Below are 16,994 nucleotides of genomic sequence, written 5' to 3'. Positions count from 1 at the left end.
TCGCTCCTACAGGGTAGGGTAGGGTGGCGGTGGGTCAGGCCAGGGAATCGCCCCGGCGTGGGGTGGCCGGTGCGGTGTCGTCCAGCGCGGCAATGCGTGCGGCAGACTCAGCATCCACCTGGTGCAATGACTTACCACGGGTTTCTCGCGTCAGGCCGACGGCGACGATGGATATCAGCGCGGCGCCCACCAGATACCAGGCGATCGGTGTCGAGCTGTGGTACTTGTTGAGCAAGGTGATGGCGATCAACGGCGCGAGGGAACCGGCGAAGATCGGTGCCACCTGATAGCACAGGGAAAGCGCGGTGTAGCGCACGTGGGTCGGGAACATTTCGGCCATCAACGCCGAGTAGGGCGCATAGGTCATCGACTCGATCGCCAGGCCCAACGTGATGGCGCCGATGATCATCCAGTTGTTGCCGGTGTCCATCATCGGAAAACCGATGAAGCCCCAGAACGCCGTGAGAATCGCCCCGGTCAGGTACACCGGTTTGCGCCCGACCAGGTCGGACAGATAGCCCATCAGCGGAATCAAAAAGAAGTGCAGCAAGTGCGCACCGAACATCAGCAGCAGAATCTCTGAAGTGTCCTTGTGCACCACCAGTTTCAAGTAAGTAATCGAGAAGGTCACGACGGTGTAGTAGAGGATGTTCTCGGCAAACCGCGCGCCGATGCCGACCAGCACCGCACGCCAGTGGTGACGCAGCACTTCGACCACTCCGAGTTGCTGTTGCTTGTTCTGCGCCTGACGCGCCTGGGCTTCCTTGAAGATCGGCGCGTCATCGACGCTGGTGCGAATCCAGTAGCCGATCAGCACCACCACCGCCGAAAACCAGAACGCGACACGCCAGCCCCAGGCGAGGAATTGCGCCTCCGACAGGTTCGACGACAACAGCAGCAAGGCGACAGTCGCCACGAGGTTCCCGGCCGGCACCCCAGCTTGCGGCCAACTGGCCCAGAAGCCCCGACGATTGTCCGGGCAGTGTTCCGACACCAACAGAATCGCGCCGCCCCATTCGCCGCCAAAGGCGAAACCCTGGATCAACCGCAACAGCACCAACAACACGGGCGCCGCATAGCCGATCTGGTCGAAACCGGGCAAACAGCCCATCAGGAACGTGGTGATGCCGACCACCACCAGACTCAGTTGCAGCAGGCGTTTGCGGCCGAATTTGTCACCGTAGTAACCGAACACCAAACCGCCCAACGGGCGGGCGAGAAAACCGACGGCGTACAGGGCGAAAGCGGCGATGATGCCGTCGATGGGGCTGTCGGTCTGACGAAAGAACAGTTGGCCGAAGACCAGGGCCGAGGCGGTGCCATAGAGGAAGAATTCATACCATTCGGCGACGGTGCCGGCCATGGCGGCAGCCACGACGCGTTTGAGTCCCGAGGGTGTGGTTGCGCTGGAGCTGCTGTGAGGATTGGACATGCTGGCGTTTTCCGTAGAGGCGCAAAGACAGGCAGCCGGGCCGGACCCGCAAGGGCCCGCCCGGCCATCACTCAGAGACCGACGTCCGGCAGTTCCGGACGATTGGCCAGGGCCTTGGCCATGATCTGCTCGACGAACACTCGATCGGCTTCCGGCAGCGCCAGGCGTGGCGGACGGGTCAAGGCGCTGCCGCGACCGGCAATGGCTTCGCACAGCTTGATGCACTGCACCAGGTCGGCACGCGCATCGAGGTGCAGGATCGGCATCAGCCATTCGTAGATCGGCATGGCTTCGGCGAAGCGGCCGGCCTTGGCCAGGCGGAAGATGGTTTCGCCTTCTTTCGGGAACACGTTGGACATGCCCGAGACCCAACCCTCGGCGCCCACCGCGATGCTTTCCAGCACCACGTCATCGAGACCGGCGAACAGTACGAAACGATCACCGACTTCATTGCGCACGTCGATGAAGCGGCGGGTGTCGCCGGAGGAATCCTTGAAGCACACCACGTTGTCGCAGTCGGCGAGGGAAATCAGGATGTCCGGAGTGACGTCGTTTTTGTAGATCGGCGGGTTGTTGTAAACCATCAGCGGTACGTCAGCGTTTTTCGCCACGTAGCGGTAGTGCTCGGCAGTCTCGAACGGCTTGGAACCGTAGACCAGCGCCGGCATCAGCATGACGCCGTCGACGCCGACCCGGCGCACCGCGTTGGCCACTTTGGCCGCTTGAATGCTGGTGAATTCGGCCACGCCGCAAATCACTGGCACACGGCCACGGGAGGCGTCGACCGCGACTTCGGTCACGGCGATTTTTTCTTCGGCGCTCAATGAAGTGTTTTCGCCTACCGAACCGCACACCACCAGGCCCGATACGCCGTCACGGATCACGTTGGAAATCACCTGGTGGGTTTTTTCCAGGTTGATCGAGAAGTCATCGTTGAATTGAGTGGTCACCGCGGGGAAGACGCCACTCCAGTTAATGCGCTTGCTCATTGTTACCTCCGGTTCATTAATTGTATTTCGTATACGATATTGCAAGTGCCAACACTCGGCCAGTGCTTTTTTCAGGTTTTAAGGGGTTTTTTTAGCCGTTTGTCAGTGCGATCAATGATTCGGGTGTCAGGCGCCCGGCCAGGTGTCTGACAGGCGATAGCCTTGTGGCCAGGGATCGCTCGGATCGAGCAGCAATTGGTGGGTGCCGGTGATCCAGGCCCGGCCGGAAATGCACGGGTAGATGGCGGCGCGCCCGGCCACTTCGGTCAGCGAATCGATGCGGCAATGGAACTCGGAACCGATGATCGAACGACCGATAAAACGATCCCCCACCTGCATCAACCCTTTGGCCTGCATCACCGCCATGCGCGCCGAGCAACCGGTGCCGGTGGGCGAGCGGTCGATCTTGCCGGGTTGAATCACCACCGCGTTGGCACCGGTGGCGATGCCGTTCTCATAGACGATGGGCGCGGCGATCTGGCAGAAGGAAATGTGCGACCACTCAGGGTTCAGCGGATGGACGAAGCCCAATTGTTCGTTCGCTGCACGGGTGATTTTCAGCCCGATCTCCACCAGTTCGGCCGCCTCATCGGGACGAATGGAGAAGCCCAAGCGCTCGGCGTCGGCGATCACAAAACTGTCGCCGCCGTACGCGGTGTCGACCTGCAAGGAGCCCAGGCCTTCGACTTCAATCCAGGCGTCGAGGCGGTCAGCAAACGACGGTACGTTTTTGATTTCCACTCGTTCGACCTTGCCATCACGGCAATCGGCCACGGCCTCGATCAATCCGCCGGGCGCTTCGAGCACCAAGCGGGTTTGCGGTTCGGTCATCGGCAGGATGCCGCTGTCGAGCAGCACCGTCGCGACGCACAACGAGTTGGAACCGGACATGGGCGGCGTGTCGGCCGGTTCCATGATGATCCAGGCCATCTGCGCCCTTGGGTCCTTGGCCGGCACCAGCAGATTGACGTGACGGAACACGCCGCCGCGCGGTTCGTTGAGGACGAAGTTGCGCAGGGTTTCATCCCTGGCAATCCAGCGTGACTGTTCCCACACGGTGGCGCCGGGTGGCGGGGCGACACCGCCGACGATCACGTCGCCGACTTCGCCTTCGGCGTGGCAACTGACTATGTGGATGACTTTTGATGAGCGCATGGTTTGCTCCTTGTTTTGTCTGTGTGGGCCTCATCGCGGGCAAGCCCGCTCCCACAGGGTGTGATGGTGTACACAAAATCGGTGGTCGACACCGATCACTGTGGGAGCGGGCTTGCCCGCGATGAGGCCAGTTGTTATTTCACTGATTTCAAAAACGCCGCAGTCTCCGCATGCACCGGATTGCCAATCACCTGATCCGGCGACCCAATCTCATGCACCCGCCCATTGCGAAAGAACGCCACGCGATCAGACACATCCCGGGCAAAGCGAATCTCGTGCGTCACCAACACCATGGTCATCCCGTCCTCCGCGAGCATGCGCATGGTGTCCAGCACCTCGCCGACCAACTGCGGATCAAGCGCCGAAGTGGCTTCGTCGAACAGCATGTAATCCGGCGACATCGCCAGGGCGCGGGCAATCGCCATGCGCTGTTGCTGGCCGCCGGACAACTTGCCGGGAAAGGCCTTGAGCTTGTCGCCCAACCCCACGTGAGTCAGCTGCCGCACCGCCAGTTCCTCGGCTTCGGCCTTACTCTTGCCGAGCACTTTGCGCGGCGCCAGCATCACGTTTTCCAGCACGGTCAGGTGCGGGAAGGCATTCCATTGCTGGAACACGATGCCGATCCGCTGCCGCAGGCGGTTGAGGTCGGTGGCGCTGTGATGAACCTCGACGCCGTCGACGCGGATATTGCCTTTCTGGATCGGCTCCAGGCCGTTGATGCACATCAGCAGCGTCGATTTACCCGAGCCGGAGCCGCCGATAATCGACACCACCTCGCCCTTGCTCACCGTCAGGTTCACGCCCTTGACCACTTCGAGGTCGCCGAAGGATTTGTGTACGTTGTCGATCTCAATCATTTTCTTGCCACCTTCTTTCCAGACGAGCGCCGAGGCGAGCGACCACCAGGCTCATGACGTAGTAGATGAGGCCCGCGATGCACAGCACCAGCAGCGGTTCCTGGATGCGGGTCACGATGGTTTGCGAGGCGCGCAGCAGTTCGACGATGCCGATCCACATCACCAGCGCGGTGTCTTTCATTACGCTGAGCACCAGGTTCAGCCAGCCGGGGAAGGCCACCCGCGTGGCCATTGGCAGGACGATCCAGCGCAAGTCCTGCAAGAAACTCAGGCCCAGCGAGCGACTGGCCCGGCGCACACTGAACGGCACCGACAGCACGCCGCTGCGGACGATCTCGGTGAAGTACGCGGCGGCATAAACCCCGAGCACGATGCAGCCGACGCTGAAGGCGCTGATATTCAGGCCGACGATGCTCTTGAGCGAGTTGAACAGCACGAACTGGATCAGCAACGGCACGCTGCGAAACACGTCCAGCACCCAGGCCAGTGGCAGGCTGGCCCTTGGCAACAACGCCCGCAGCAGACCGAACAGCAGCCCGGCGAAGGAGCCGAGGATGATCGACCAGAACGTCAGTTGCAGGGTGATCCAGGCGCCATTGAGCAAAAACAGCAGGTCATTCCAGGAAAAACTGGTGGAAAACATGGTCACCCCTCAGTAGCGAAACAGCCGCCAGGCCATCAGCCGGGCTGCCGCGACGATCGCCTTGGCAATCAGGTAATACAGCACCGCAGCGATGGCGAAGTATTCGAAGGTGCGGAACGTTTTGACGTTGTAGTCCTGGGTCACACCGGTGAGGTCATTGTTCAGCCCGACGATCACCCCCAGCGACGTCATCAACACGGCCCAGACCATTTGATTGCTCAACGGGTAGAACACGATCCGCAGCAACTGCGGAACGATGATCATCCGGTAAGCCTGGAAGGCACTCATGCCCAACGAACGCGCGGCGCGCACTTGCGTACCGGGAACAGCCTTGAGACCGCCGCGAAAGTTTTCCGCGAGATAACCCGCGTTGTTGAAAGTGATCCCCGCCAGCAATGCGAACCAGGAGCTGACGTGCAGCCCCATGGAGCCGAGGCCGAAGTACAGGACGTAGATCTGGAACAGCGACGGCGTGTTGCGGGCAATCGACACCCAGCCGTTGCCGATGCCACGCAGCAGCGGGTTTTTGGTCTCGCGCATGACCGTCAGGGCCAGGGCGATCAGCACGCCGAAGATCATCGACAACGCAGCGGTCTCGAAGGTGACAACCGCACCGGCGAGCATGTCCGGCAGGGCGCGCAGCGTCGCACGCCATTGGAAGGTGTAATCAAACATGCGCGGGGCTCTCCAGTGAGGCGGCGGGTTGCAGCCAGGCCGGCAGGCGACCGCTGGCCGTGGCGTTGCAAGCGGCGTCGACGCATTCGGCGAGGTTGGCGAAGTGCACCTTGCGACCGACCAGCCCCGGTGCGTAATGGGCGTACTTGCCCGAGTTGGTCATCAAGGTTTTCGCGGCCAGCGGAATCACCGGTTCGCCGAGCATGCACCAGCAGGTGTCGGTCACCAGCGTGGCACCGAAAGCTTCGATCACGGCGATATGCCCGGCCTCGCGAGCCTGCTCCAGCACGGCACGACCGCAAGTGATGGCGAGGACCACGTCAGGGTGTTTGTGCCGACCCCGACACAGCCGCGCCAGGTGGGCGAACTCGCTGAGCGAGAAATGCGGGTTGCCCAGCGAGACCACATCCACCCGGTTGTCGCGGGCGCTGTTGAGCTCACGCCAACTGAGCAACAGGTCCTTCAGGCGGATTTTTTCCACGGGTAGCGCGACGTCCGGCGCCAGCACCTGAGTTGGATCAATTGCCTCCGGCGTGACCCCGGCGATATGAAACAACGGCGCGGCAGACGTGGTGGCGAAGGCCGCGCCGAAGGCTTTCAGGTCGTCCAGGCTCGGCTTGCGCTGTTCCAGCCCCAGCACCAAAGGAATCCGGCTGCCCGAGAGGGCGCCGATGTGGTAACCGAGCAGCGGGTAAAAGGCATCGTCCAGTTCGCCCAAAGTGGGCAACTCGATTTGCAGACCCGCTTTGCGTTGCGCGTCCAGGTGGCAACCGATCAGTGGCGCGCGGCCTGTCAGGGCGATGCAGATGTCCAAGTAGTCCGGGTACTTCAGGGTGCGCGCACCGAGCACGCTGTTGGCGTAGACCACCGCGTTGGATTCGGCCCAGACGATTTGCTCGCCGGCCTTCGGCGCGCTGTCGAGCAGGTAGGGCGCGCAGGTGAAACTGAGCTGCGCGCCCATCGCCATGTACGCATCGCCCAGGGCACTGGCCGGTTCACCGAGCGCCGGGTCGATGCCCAACTCACGCCAACGGCGCTGGTCGACGGAGATTGAATTAAGGGTGGTCGGCACCCGTACTTTTGCTCCCCACTGCACCAATTGTTCGGCGAAGCGCAGGCTCGCCGGTCCGGTGTAGATGCAACCGTCGATGTGCGCCTGGGTGACATCCACCAGACTGCGCGCGCCTTGCAGTTGCGCCATGCGCAGGACGATCTGCATGGCGACCTGGGCGGCCTTGCCATGGTAGCCGTCGAGCAGCGTTCGATCCTGCTCGGTGAGTTCGATCGAGACGTCTGTTGCGGCTGTCTGCAAAGGACTATCGAGTGCCTGCCAGGCGTCGCCCGGCAGGTGTTCGAAGAGTGTCAGCGAAGGGCCTTCGACCCGAGCGAAGGCCTGGCCGCGCAAGGCGGCAAAGGCCTCCCGGCCGATGCACAGCACCGGCAGGGAACGCTCGAAAATGGTCTGTGCCACCAGCACGCCCAGGGTCAGAATCTCATCGGGCTCGGCCAGCACCAGTGCGGCCGGCGCGTGACCGTTGCTGATCAGTTCCATCAGCACGCTGCTGCCGGTGCACGAGCCGCGACCGCTGGGAATGGCCAGCACCCGGCCGGCCAGGTGTTCGCCGCTGAGCGGGTGGTGGCGGTCGATGACTTCTCCGCTGTACGGATCGACCCCACCCCAGAAACTCAAGCCGACGTCGGCGAACAGCAGGGCGCCCTGGGCGGCGCCGGCGACCAGGCTGCGACCGGTCAGAGAGGTTGGCCTAGGCATGCCGGACACCTCAGTAGTAGACCTTGGGCACGGTCAGGTCGGTGGGTGAAATCTCGGTGCCGACCCATTTGGTGAACAGCTCATTGTAGCGCCCGCTGCGCACCTGTTGATTGACGAACAGGTTGAGGTAATTGAGCAAGCCATACTCGTTACGCTTGGCGCCCAGGGACACGTAGTCGATGGTATACGGCGCGTTACCGGCGATTTTCAGGTTCTTGTATTTACCCGACTTGATGGTGGCGGCGGCCACGGTATTGGTGACGACGGTGGCGTCGATGTGACCTTGTGCGACTGCCAGCAGCGTGTCGTTCTGCGACTGATAGGCGCGGAAGGTGCCGGTGCCCCAGTTCTTCACGTCTTTTTCCAGCGCGATGGCTTCATAGGTGCCGCTGGTGTTGCCCAGCGCTTTGCCTTTGATGTCGGCGAAGCTGTTGATGCCGGTGTTGTCGCGGGTCAGCACGACCATCTGGAAGGCAAAGTACGGCACGGTGAGGCCGACAGTCTTGGCCCGTTCGAGGGTGTCGGAGGTCGACGCGACGATCACGTCGGCACGCCCGGAGACCAACGCCGGAATGCGGTCGGGGAACGGCGTTTCAACCACTTCGGCTTCAACCCCGAGGATTTTTGCCAGGTCGCGGCAGTAGTCCACGTCGAAACCGGCCGGGTTGTTACCTTCATCGCGGAAACCCATCGGCGGAAAATCCAGGGTCACGGCACAGCGCAGCTTGCCCGAACCGATGATGTCGTCGAGCTTGTCGGCCTGGGCGGTGGCGATGAAGGAGGTACTGAGAACAGCGCTGAGGGCTACGGCAAATGCGGGGTTTTTCATAGAGGCCTCGTGGTCGGTGAAGTGCTGTTAGATATCGTATCGTGGATTTCGTATACGATATTAATCATAGCAATCAGCGTGCCCATTTCCAGTCCTGAGTGAGAATTTGATGTTTTGCGTTGAGGTAGAGGTCTTGCAGTGGCGCAACCTGGCGCCAGCGTGGCACCAGCATCAACTTGTGGGTGTTACATAAGGGAGCAATGGTTGCACCATCGCCCCTTTAAGGAACACCGCTCCCTGTAGGAGCTGGCGAAGCCTGCGATCTTTTGATCTTGTTCTTTAGCGGCTCCGAAAAGCATCAAGATCAAAAGATCGCAGGCTTCGCCAGCTCCTACAGGGGGCGTTTTCTAGCGCCGATTGTCGCGATACTGGCTGGGCGCCAGGCTGGTCAAGGCGCGGAATTGCCGGCTGAACGCACTGTGGTCGGTGTAACCACAACGCAGGGCGATCTCGGTGATGGGCAGGTCGGTGTCCAGCAGCAGGCGGGAGGATTCTTCCAGGCGTGCCTTGTGAATCATTTGTCGTGGTGTCAGCTGGAACACGCGTTTGCAGTGGCGTTCCAGTTGCGCCACGGAGTACCCGGCGATGTCCGTCAGCTCGGCGAGACTGATCGGGCGGGCGAAGTGCGTGCGGATATGCGCATCCACCGCCGCCAGTTTCTGGAAGGCCGGATGGTTGGACTGTGGCAGTTGCAGATCACGGGAGATGCCGGCCAGACCAACGATATGACCTTGCTCGTCATGCAGGGCGAGTTTGTGGGTCAGGCACCAGATCGGCTGGTTGCCGTAATAGAGGTGCAGTTCGAGTTGGTCTGACAGCTCGCGACCGCTGGCCAGCACCCGACGATCCTGCTCGGTGTACAACGGGCCGTAGCGTTCCGGAAAGACCCTGTCGGCGGTGAGCCCGAGCAGCTCGGTACTGTGCTTGAAGCCACAGCGCCGGGCCAGGGTCTGGTTGACGAAGGCGTAGCGGGCCTCGCTGTCCTTGATGAAAAACACCACGTCCGACAGGGTGTCGAGCAGTGGCGCGATCGGCTGCAGACTGCTCAACAGCGTCGGCAGGTCGCACGGTTTGAAGGTAGTGAGCGAGGCATACATGGCGCTGGGCGTCTGGAGGCAATCTGCCGAATCATAAAGACTCGGCAACAGACCCGAAAGCCCTGGACCTGCATTCAGGCCGGCGGGGTGTCGTCCAGGCACAACAAGGTTTCGATTCGTGCCGGGCTGAACGGCGGACGCGGTGCCGAGGGTTGCCAGCCGAACAGATGCTGCAACGCGCCGCCACACACTCGACCCTGACAGGCGCCCATGCCGCAACGACTGGCCAGCTTGGCCTCGCGCCAATCCGCGTGCCCGGCGAGTGCGGAGTAGGGCACGTCTTCGCAGCGACACACCAGGGTGTCGGCCTGTGCCAGCGACTTGAGTTGCGGGTCGAGGGTGAAGGCGTGATTCAGGGCCTTGGCAAACCCTTTCCAGCGCGCCCGCCTAGGTAACAATGCTCGGGCGGCATGCGTGTTACCGACAGCCGCGTAGCCGGCGATGGCGCCTTCGACCAGCGCCAGTTCACTGCCACCGAAACCGGTGCATTCACCTGCGGCGTAGTGATCGGCGCGGCTCGTGGTCTGCCAGGCATCGACGGCAAGCGCTTGATCCGCGAGTTCGCAACCGAGGGCCTGGCCGAGCTGGGTGTTGGGAATCAGGCCGAAGCCACAGGCCAGGCGATCGCATTCCAGCTCGACGATTTTCCCCTGTTGATTCAGGCGCACACCTTCCAGGCGCGTGCTGCCCAACGCGGCCAGTACGTGGGTCCCGGTGCGGTAATGACGGTCGAACAAGCTGAACGACTGCATCAGCTTGTGCGGCCAGCGTGGCAGTTGCGCGGCGAACCCGGCGACGGCGGCTGCGGGGGCCTGCTCGGCGATACGCAGCACCTGGGCGCCGTTGTGTTTGGCGGTGGCGGCACTGGCCAGCAACAGCGGCCCGCTGCCGGCGATCACCAAGCGCTCGCCATGCACCGGCAGGCCGCCCTTGATCAATGCTTGAAGGCCACCCGCGCCTGTCACACCGGGCAGCGTCCAGCCGGGGAAGGGCAGCAGCAACTCGCGGGCGCCGGTACACAGAATCAGTTTGTCGTAACCGATCAGCCAGCCGCGATCGGCGTCTTCGACCAGCAGTTCTTTCGGGCCGGCGCAGGCGATTACCCGAGTGCCGGCGTGGTGGCGGATGTTGCTGCACGCCTGCAATTGCTCGCGCATCTGACGCGCCTGATCCGGCAGGCTGGCCTGGGGGCCGTCGCGCCAGATTTGCCCACCTGGCAGCGGGTTATCGTCGAGCACGACGATGCGGGCACCGCTGGGGGCTGCGGCGAGTGCGGCGGCCATTCCGGCGGGACCGGCACCGATGATCAGCAGGTCGGCATATTCGCTCATGCTCGGGTCTCCACCTGCATGCCGTCACGGCACAGGGTCTGGCAGGCCAGGCGTCGTCGGCCATCGATGGTCACTCGGCATTCCTGACAAATGCCCATGCCGCACAACGGTGCGCGACGCTGGCCACTGACCGAGGTGCGACTGCAACCATCGCCGCCCAGTGCCAAAGCGGCCGCGACACTGGTGCCTTCGGCGACCCTCAATGAACGGCCGTCCAGCAGCAATTCAGGCATACACAGGCTCCTTGAGAAATCGTTGCGGCAGGTAAGGTTGCGCGGCCAGTGGCGGCGTTTCGTCGAACAATTGCGCAACCAGCAAATCAGCGGTGCCAGGGGCGGTGGTGACACCCAGGCCCTCGTGACCGACCGCCAGCCATAAGCCTTTGCGTTGCGGGTGCTGGCCCACCAGCGGCAGACCATCGGGGCTCGCCGCGCGAAAACCGGTCCAGGCGCGGATGCCGTTGAGCTGTGCCAAACCGGGCATGTAGTCGACCGCACGCCTGAGCATTTTCGCCAGCATCCAGCCTTCGACCTGCGGATCTGTAGTGCCGAATTGCCGAGACGCACCGATGAACAATTGCCCGGTCGGCCGCGGCTGGATGTTGCAGGCTGTCGGCGGGCCCGTGGCGTTATGGGCACTGGTGACGTAGCCGAGCTCCACCAGGGTGTGGGTGACTTTGCCGGGGTAGCGATCGGTGATCAGCAAGTGGCCTTTCTTCGGCTCGATCGGCAATTCCGGGCAGAGTTCGGTGGCCTGGATGCCGTTGGCCAGCACCACCGCGTCAGCGCTGAGCCAGTGGCCGTCATCGAGTCGCACGCGGTTGCCATCGACTGCGCTGACGCTTGCCCGACGCTGGTTGATGGTCGGTGCGTCAAGCATCCAGCGGGCGGTCGCCGGGGCGTAGAGGATGCCGTCGCCATTGATCAACAGGCCGCCTTCGAGGTCCGCGCGCAATTCAGGTTCGCGCTGGTGCAAGGCACTGGCGCCCATCAATTCGCAAGCCACGCCGTGCTCCTTCAAGTTGTGGTACTTGCTTTGCGCGACCGCCATTTCTTCGGCATTAGCCGCCAGCCACAGTGTGCCGTTGCGGCGATAGGCACAGCCGTCGGGCAGGTCCGGACCGTGTTCGCGCCAGCGTTGCAGGGAATATTGACTAAGCGCCAGTTCGGCGGGGTTGTCGTCCAGGACCAGCAAGTGGCCCATGCCCGCCGCCGTCGCTCCGGGCAGGCCGGCGTCCAGCACCAGCACGCGTAAGCCGCGCCGGGCCAGCGCCTGGGCGCACGCGGCGCCGATGATGCCGGCACCGATCACGATCACATCGGCCACCCGGCCCTCGTTCACGGGCGAATGCCCCAGGCGAACGGGTCGTCCTGTTCGATGATCAGGCTGGCTTCGGCGCTGATGTAGGCGCGCCCGCGAATGGTCGGCACGATGCGCTCGCCGTGGATTTCGTAGGAGCCTTCGAACTCGCTGCCGATGACGCTGGCCTGACGCCAGAGCTGTCCCGGTTGCAATTTGTCGTCGGCCGCCAGGCACGCGAGTTTGGCACTGGTGCCAGTGCCGCAGGGCGAGCGGTCGTAGGCCTTGCCGGGGCAGAGGACGAAGTTGCGGCTGTCGGCATGCTCGTCATCGGCGATCAACTCGACATGGTCGATCAAGCCGCCGTCTTCACCGCGAATGCCCTGGGCTTCGAGTGCCTGTTGCACCGCGAACGTATAGGCGGTCAGCGTGTCGAGGTTATCGCCGGCAATGCTCAAACCATGCTCGGCGATCAGGAAAAACCAGTTGCCGCCCCAAGCCACATCGCCAGTCACTGGGCCGATCCCCGGCACCTGCAACGACAGCGCTTTTCGATAACGATAGGCCGGCACGTTGCGTACGCTGACGGAACCGTCTTCGTGCAGGGTCGCCTGCACCGTGCCCACGGGCGTCTCGATGCTGTGGATGCCAGGGCCGATCTTGCCCAAATGCGCCAGCGACGCCACCAGGCCGATGGTGCCGTGGCCGCACATCCCGAGGTAACCGCTGTTGTTGAAGAAAATCACCCCGGCGCAGGCGCTCGGATCGACCGGCTCACAGAGCAGGGCGCCGACCAGCACGTCGCTGCCCCGTGGTTCCAGCACGCAGGCGGCACGCCATTGATCATGCTGTTCGGCCAGCCGCTGTCGACGTTCAGCCATGCTGCCAGTGCCCAGGTCAGGAAAACCGGCGGTCACCAGGCGGGTCGGTTCGCCGCCGGTGTGGGAGTCGATCACGGTGATGCGTTTCATGGGAGGGCCACTTCCGTTCAGATGAGTGAGCCAAAGAGTGGCTTGTACAGTGGTGTGCCGGCTTGAGGGTTTTACCCTGCGCCGATGACGAAATCGGCACAGTGGATGAGCTGTCAGTGGTGGTGAGGCAGGTGCTCGAACAGGGTCTTGCAGACGCCGGCAATGTGCTCGTCGAGCAACTTCACCGCCAGGTCGACGTCACCGGCGCGACAGGCTGCAAGGATTTCCCGGTGTTCGTGATCGGCGCGATCCTTGCCGGCCGAGAGACTCATCTGCATGCGCAGGTAGCGTTCCAGCTTGTCGTTGACCGAGCGGATCAAACCGACCAGAAACGGTCGTTGCGCCGGTTCGTAGAGGCAAGCGTGCAGTTCCCAGTTGAGCTCGGCCCAGCGTCCGACGTCATCTTCGCCGATGAACTCCTGACAGATGCGTTCGGCGCGGGCGAAGGTTTCTTCGGTCATGTTGGGAATCGCCAGGCGCAGCACCTTGTCTTCGAGCAACATGCGCACTTCGAACATCTGCGCCAGTTCGGCATCGGAAACACGTGTGACCATTGCCCCGCGATTGCGCTGGAACATCACCAGGCCTTCGGCCTCCAGGCGCTTGAGCGCTTCGCGCACCGGAATCTTGCTGACGTTGAACTGACGGGCGATGTCGTCCTGGCGAATCGGTTCGTCCTCGGCGAAATGCCCGGCGACGATGGCATCACGTAGATGACGGGTGATGATTTCCGACGTCGAAGGCGCATTGCCAAGGTCTGGGGCATTGAATTTGGGTAGGGTCACGGCGGCGGTTCGTTCGGAATGAGTTGGAGATATGGTATACGAATTTTCTTTGGTGTTCCTTCGGCTATGGTTAGACGGGTGCTTAATCAAGGCGAAGGCAAATACCCAGGTAACGGGCGAGCGGAACCATCATGAAGAAGGAAAAGACTAGGGCAACGGAAGAAGAGGTCGCAAGCTCGGCCTCTCAGTTGATAGACGCGAGAATCAAAGAACTGGGCGATTGGCGCGGCGAAACCCTCGCCCGGGTCCGAGCGCTGATCAAGCAGGCCGACCCCGATGTGATCGAAGAATGGAAGTGGCGGGGCGTCCCGGTGTGGTCGCACGGCGGAATTATTTGCACTGGCGAAACCTACAATAGTTTCGTGAAAATGACCTTCGCCAAGGGCGCCTCGCTTGAGGACCCTTCAAACCTCTTCAACGCCAGCCTCGAAGGCAACACCCGACGCGCTATCGATATCCGTGAGGGCGAGAGCATCGATGAAAACGCGTTGAAGACGCTAATTCGCGCCGCCGTGGATCTCAACACGTCAGTGCGAGCGGCGGCCCGCACCAAATCGGTTGAATGAGCTGCCCGGGGCACTCACCATAACATCCAAGTGTAATCAACATTCACCCGCAGCTCATTGTCATCCCTATGGCTGGCCTGGGCGCTGAAGTCGTTGCGGTACCAGGCGTTGCGCAACCGCAGTGCCAAACCTTTCAGTTCGCCGCTCTGCAGTACATAGGACAGCTCGATATCCTTTTCGCTCTCTGTCAGGTTGGAGCCTCCCAGCTTGGCCAGTTCGATATTGTCGCCACTCACATAGCGCAACATGCCATTGAGCCCCGGAACGCCAAGGCCTACAAAATTGTAGTCATACCGCACCTGCCAACTGCGTTCCTTGGGGTTGAGAAACTCGGAGCTCAGCGTGCCTTCGGTGATCACTAACGGTTCGGTGCCGAACAGGTAGGGCATGGCTGTCTTGCCGGTCAGTTGCATGTAACCAGCACCGAATTTGTGAGCGCCCACGGCATACGTCAGCATCAGCGCCGCATTGCGGTTGTCCACCGGGCCGGCCCTGGCCGCGCCATCCTCTGCGGTAACGAACAGACGGAAATCGCTTTTCAGGCTGCCAGGGCCCATCGGGCGATTATCGACAAAGCCATAGAAGTCCTTGCGGTACAGATCAGCGAGTTCTGCGTGGTAGTACTTCAGCGTCAGTTGCGGCGACCAGGCATAGTCGCCGCCGACAAAAGAAAAACGGTCCGACTCGGCGGCGCCATTGAAGCGTCCGTTGGGTGAGCCCACCGACATTTTCTGGTAATCGGTGGAGTCACGCAGGTTGATGCGATCCAGCCAGCCAACGTGCAGGGTCAAGTTGTCGATTTCCCGGGATTTGAGGTACGCGCCGCGGAATGTCTGTGGCAGCAGGCGGGTAGGGCTGGCGAAAGCGATCGGCAGAAACGTACTGATGGTGCCCAATTGCAGCTCGCTTTTCGATGCCCTGACCTTGGCCGTCAGGCCCAGCTCCGAGTATTCATCGGCCGGCTCACGGGTGGTGGCGTTGTACGGCAGCAGGCCGGTGCCGGTGCGAGCGCGTGAGGAATCCAGACGGACACCCAGCAATCCCTGGGCGTCCAGGCCGAACCCTACGGGTCCTTCCGTATAACCTGAGCGAACGTTGAGAATGAAACCCTGCGCCCACTCGCGGGCGGCGGCCTGGGGTGTTGCGTTCACGTAGTTACGATCGAAGTAAAAGTTGCGCATCGTCAGATCGGCGTGGCTGTCATCGACAAAACCGCCGGCGCAAGCCTGGCCAAAGAATAAAACGCAGGCGCAGGCGCTGAGCGCCCGAAGAGAGATCTTGAGCATGCCAGTGTTCACTTTTATTGTTGTTGGGGGGTGAACCCGCACCGATTTGGCGCGGGGTTTGACCAGTGGGTTGTCAGTCGGACTGAGAACCGTTGCGCCGCACGGACAGGTAAAACATGGCCACCGCAGCGATGACGATTCCCGGCGCCGAAGCCAGCATCACCCCGGCCGTGCCGGTGCCCAAGGCGAGCATCTTGCCGGCCACCAGCGGGCCGCTCATTGCACCCAGTCTGCCGATGGCGACCGCACTGCCTACGCCGGTCGCGCGTACCGATGGGGGATAGAAATGCGGCGCCAGGGCGTAGAGCACACACTGCCCACCGGTGGCGAAAAAGCCGGCGATGAAGCCTGCCACCAACATGCTCTCCAGACGGCTGGCCAACCCCAAGGCAGTCAGCGAGCCGAGGATGCCCAGGTAGATCAGTGCTGACAGGGCCCAGGCCGGCAGGCGGTCCATCACCCAGCCCAGCATCAAGGTGCCGACTGCTGCACCAATTTGTAGGGCGAGCATGACCCAACTGGCCTGGTGACCGGTGAAACCTTGGCCGATCAGCAAGCTGGGCAGCCAGTTGATCAGGATGTAGACCACCATGAGGGTAAAGAAATAGCTGACCCAGATCAGCGCGGTTGGCAGGGCCGCGCCTTCGCGGAACAGACCTCGGACCACGCCGATGGGCGCCACGTTTTGGCTGCGAAATTGCAGCGACTCCGGCAGGTAGAGCCCCAGCAGCGGCACGATTAACAGAGGCACCAGGCCGCCGACGTAGAACACTGCCTGCCAGTCGCCCGAAGGGCCGGCAATACCCATCGCCGCCGCCAGTGCCGCGCCCAATGGCACACCGCAATACATCAGGCTCACCGCACTGCCCCGCAGGCGCGGGCCGGCCACTTCGCTAGTCAGGGCAATCAGGTTAGGCAGCGCGGCTCCCAGACCTACGCCGGTCAGGCAACGGGCGGCGAGCAGGCTGTTGAAGTCAAAGGCCAGGGCAGTGGCAAGAGAAAACAGTCCGAACAGGGCCACTGACGCGATCAGCACGCGCTTGCGACCGATGCGGTCGGCCAGCCAGCCGCCCACAAACGCACCGGGCAGCAGGCCGAAAATTCCGGCACTGAACACCCAGCTCATGTGCAATTTATCCAGTTCGAACGCGGCCGCCATGCCTTGGGCAGCGATCCCGGAGGCCTGTAGGTCAAGGCCCTCCATCAGGGCCACGAGGAAACACAGACCGATGGTCCGCGTCATGTGTAGCGGTGTTGTCAGGTTCAGTACAGTCATGGGTAGTACCCGTTTTATTGTTGTATGGGCGA

17 protein-coding genes are annotated in these 16,994 nt (G+C 62.3%); 1 reads left to right on the top strand and 16 read right to left on the bottom strand.

Annotated elements, in window-relative coordinates:
* Positions 1-34: 34 nt before the first annotated feature.
* The 14 genes from abaF to AEQ67_RS03205 form a co-directional block, all read right to left on the bottom strand.
* The gene (abaF, locus tag AEQ67_RS03270; RefSeq protein ID WP_059402455.1) at positions 35-1,432 is read right to left on the bottom strand and encodes a fosfomycin efflux MFS transporter AbaF; all 1,398 of its coding nucleotides are present in this window, start codon (positions 1,430-1,432) and stop codon (positions 35-37) included.
* Positions 1,433-1,503: 71 nt separating this feature from the next.
* A complete protein-coding gene (locus AEQ67_RS03265) occupies positions 1,504-2,421 on the bottom strand; it encodes a dihydrodipicolinate synthase family protein (protein WP_059402454.1) in 918 nt (305 codons plus the stop codon).
* 126 nt (positions 2,422-2,547) lie between these two features.
* A complete protein-coding gene (locus AEQ67_RS03260) occupies positions 2,548-3,576 on the bottom strand; it encodes a trans-3-hydroxy-L-proline dehydratase (RefSeq protein WP_059402453.1) in 1,029 nt (342 codons plus the stop codon).
* A gap of 134 nt (positions 3,577-3,710) precedes the next feature.
* Positions 3,711-4,433: an amino acid ABC transporter ATP-binding protein gene (locus AEQ67_RS03255; protein WP_059402452.1), complete on the bottom strand. Its 723-nt coding sequence runs from the start codon at positions 4,431-4,433 to the stop codon at positions 3,711-3,713.
* Entirely contained in the window at positions 4,426-5,076 is a 651-nt protein-coding gene (locus AEQ67_RS03250) for an amino acid ABC transporter permease (protein ID WP_059402451.1), read from the bottom strand. Before AEQ67_RS03250 ends, AEQ67_RS03255 begins: the two co-directional genes overlap by 8 nt.
* Before the next feature lie 9 nt (positions 5,077-5,085).
* Positions 5,086-5,751 (bottom strand): amino acid ABC transporter permease, encoded by a 666-nt coding sequence (locus tag AEQ67_RS03245; RefSeq protein WP_059402450.1) that lies wholly within the window; start codon positions 5,749-5,751, stop codon positions 5,086-5,088.
* Entirely contained in the window at positions 5,744-7,522 is a 1,779-nt protein-coding gene (gene lhpI, locus AEQ67_RS03240) for a cis-3-hydroxy-L-proline dehydratase (protein ID WP_059402449.1), read from the bottom strand. Before lhpI ends, AEQ67_RS03245 begins: the two co-directional genes overlap by 8 nt.
* 10 nt (positions 7,523-7,532) lie before the next feature.
* Entirely contained in the window at positions 7,533-8,351 is an 819-nt protein-coding gene (locus tag AEQ67_RS03235; protein WP_059402448.1) for an ABC transporter substrate-binding protein, read from the bottom strand.
* Positions 8,352-8,698: 347 nt separating this feature from the next.
* Complete coding sequence (locus AEQ67_RS03230) at positions 8,699-9,448, bottom strand: AraC family transcriptional regulator (RefSeq protein ID WP_059402447.1); 750 nt, start codon at positions 9,446-9,448, stop codon at positions 8,699-8,701.
* A gap of 74 nt (positions 9,449-9,522) precedes the next feature.
* A complete protein-coding gene (locus AEQ67_RS03225; RefSeq protein ID WP_059402446.1) occupies positions 9,523-10,779 on the bottom strand; it encodes an NAD(P)/FAD-dependent oxidoreductase in 1,257 nt (418 codons plus the stop codon).
* On the bottom strand, positions 10,776-11,012 hold the full coding sequence (locus tag AEQ67_RS03220) for a (2Fe-2S)-binding protein (protein ID WP_059402445.1): 237 nt from the start codon (positions 11,010-11,012) through the stop codon (positions 10,776-10,778). The genes AEQ67_RS03225 and AEQ67_RS03220 overlap by 4 nt, the downstream gene beginning before the upstream one ends.
* Positions 11,005-12,120, bottom strand: coding sequence for an NAD(P)/FAD-dependent oxidoreductase (locus tag AEQ67_RS03215; protein WP_059402444.1), 1,116 nt, complete (start codon positions 12,118-12,120; stop codon positions 11,005-11,007). The genes AEQ67_RS03220 and AEQ67_RS03215 overlap by 8 nt, the downstream gene beginning before the upstream one ends.
* Positions 12,117-13,049 (bottom strand): 4-hydroxyproline epimerase, encoded by a 933-nt coding sequence (locus tag AEQ67_RS03210; RefSeq protein ID WP_059402443.1) that lies wholly within the window; start codon positions 13,047-13,049, stop codon positions 12,117-12,119. Before AEQ67_RS03210 ends, AEQ67_RS03215 begins: the two co-directional genes overlap by 4 nt.
* 113 nt (positions 13,050-13,162) lie before the next feature.
* Positions 13,163-13,834 carry a GntR family transcriptional regulator gene (locus AEQ67_RS03205; RefSeq protein ID WP_059402442.1) on the bottom strand — a complete coding sequence of 224 codons (672 nt, stop codon included), beginning with the start codon at positions 13,832-13,834 and terminating at the stop codon, positions 13,163-13,165.
* A gap of 131 nt (positions 13,835-13,965) precedes the next feature.
* Between AEQ67_RS03205 and AEQ67_RS03200 the strand changes: the two genes are divergently transcribed.
* A complete protein-coding gene (locus AEQ67_RS03200; RefSeq protein ID WP_059402441.1) occupies positions 13,966-14,400 on the top strand; it encodes a DUF1801 domain-containing protein in 435 nt (144 codons plus the stop codon).
* Positions 14,401-14,414: 14 nt separating this feature from the next.
* Here the strand turns inward: AEQ67_RS03200 and AEQ67_RS03195 are convergent, their stop codons facing one another.
* Both AEQ67_RS03195 and mhpT read right to left on the bottom strand, forming a co-directional pair.
* Positions 14,415-15,686: an OprD family porin gene (locus AEQ67_RS03195; protein WP_082377769.1), complete on the bottom strand. Its 1,272-nt coding sequence runs from the start codon at positions 15,684-15,686 to the stop codon at positions 14,415-14,417.
* Positions 15,687-15,759: 73 nt separating this feature from the next.
* A complete protein-coding gene (gene mhpT / locus AEQ67_RS03190; RefSeq protein ID WP_059402440.1) occupies positions 15,760-16,962 on the bottom strand; it encodes a 3-(3-hydroxy-phenyl)propionate transporter MhpT in 1,203 nt (400 codons plus the stop codon).
* Positions 16,963-16,994 lie beyond the last annotated feature (32 nt).

Source organism: Pseudomonas sp. RIT-PI-q (genome assembly GCF_001297125.1).
GTDB lineage: Bacteria > Pseudomonadota > Gammaproteobacteria > Pseudomonadales > Pseudomonadaceae > Aquipseudomonas.
The sequence above is the reverse complement of the archived record's forward strand: the minus strand, read 5'-3'. Positions and strand labels throughout refer to the sequence as shown.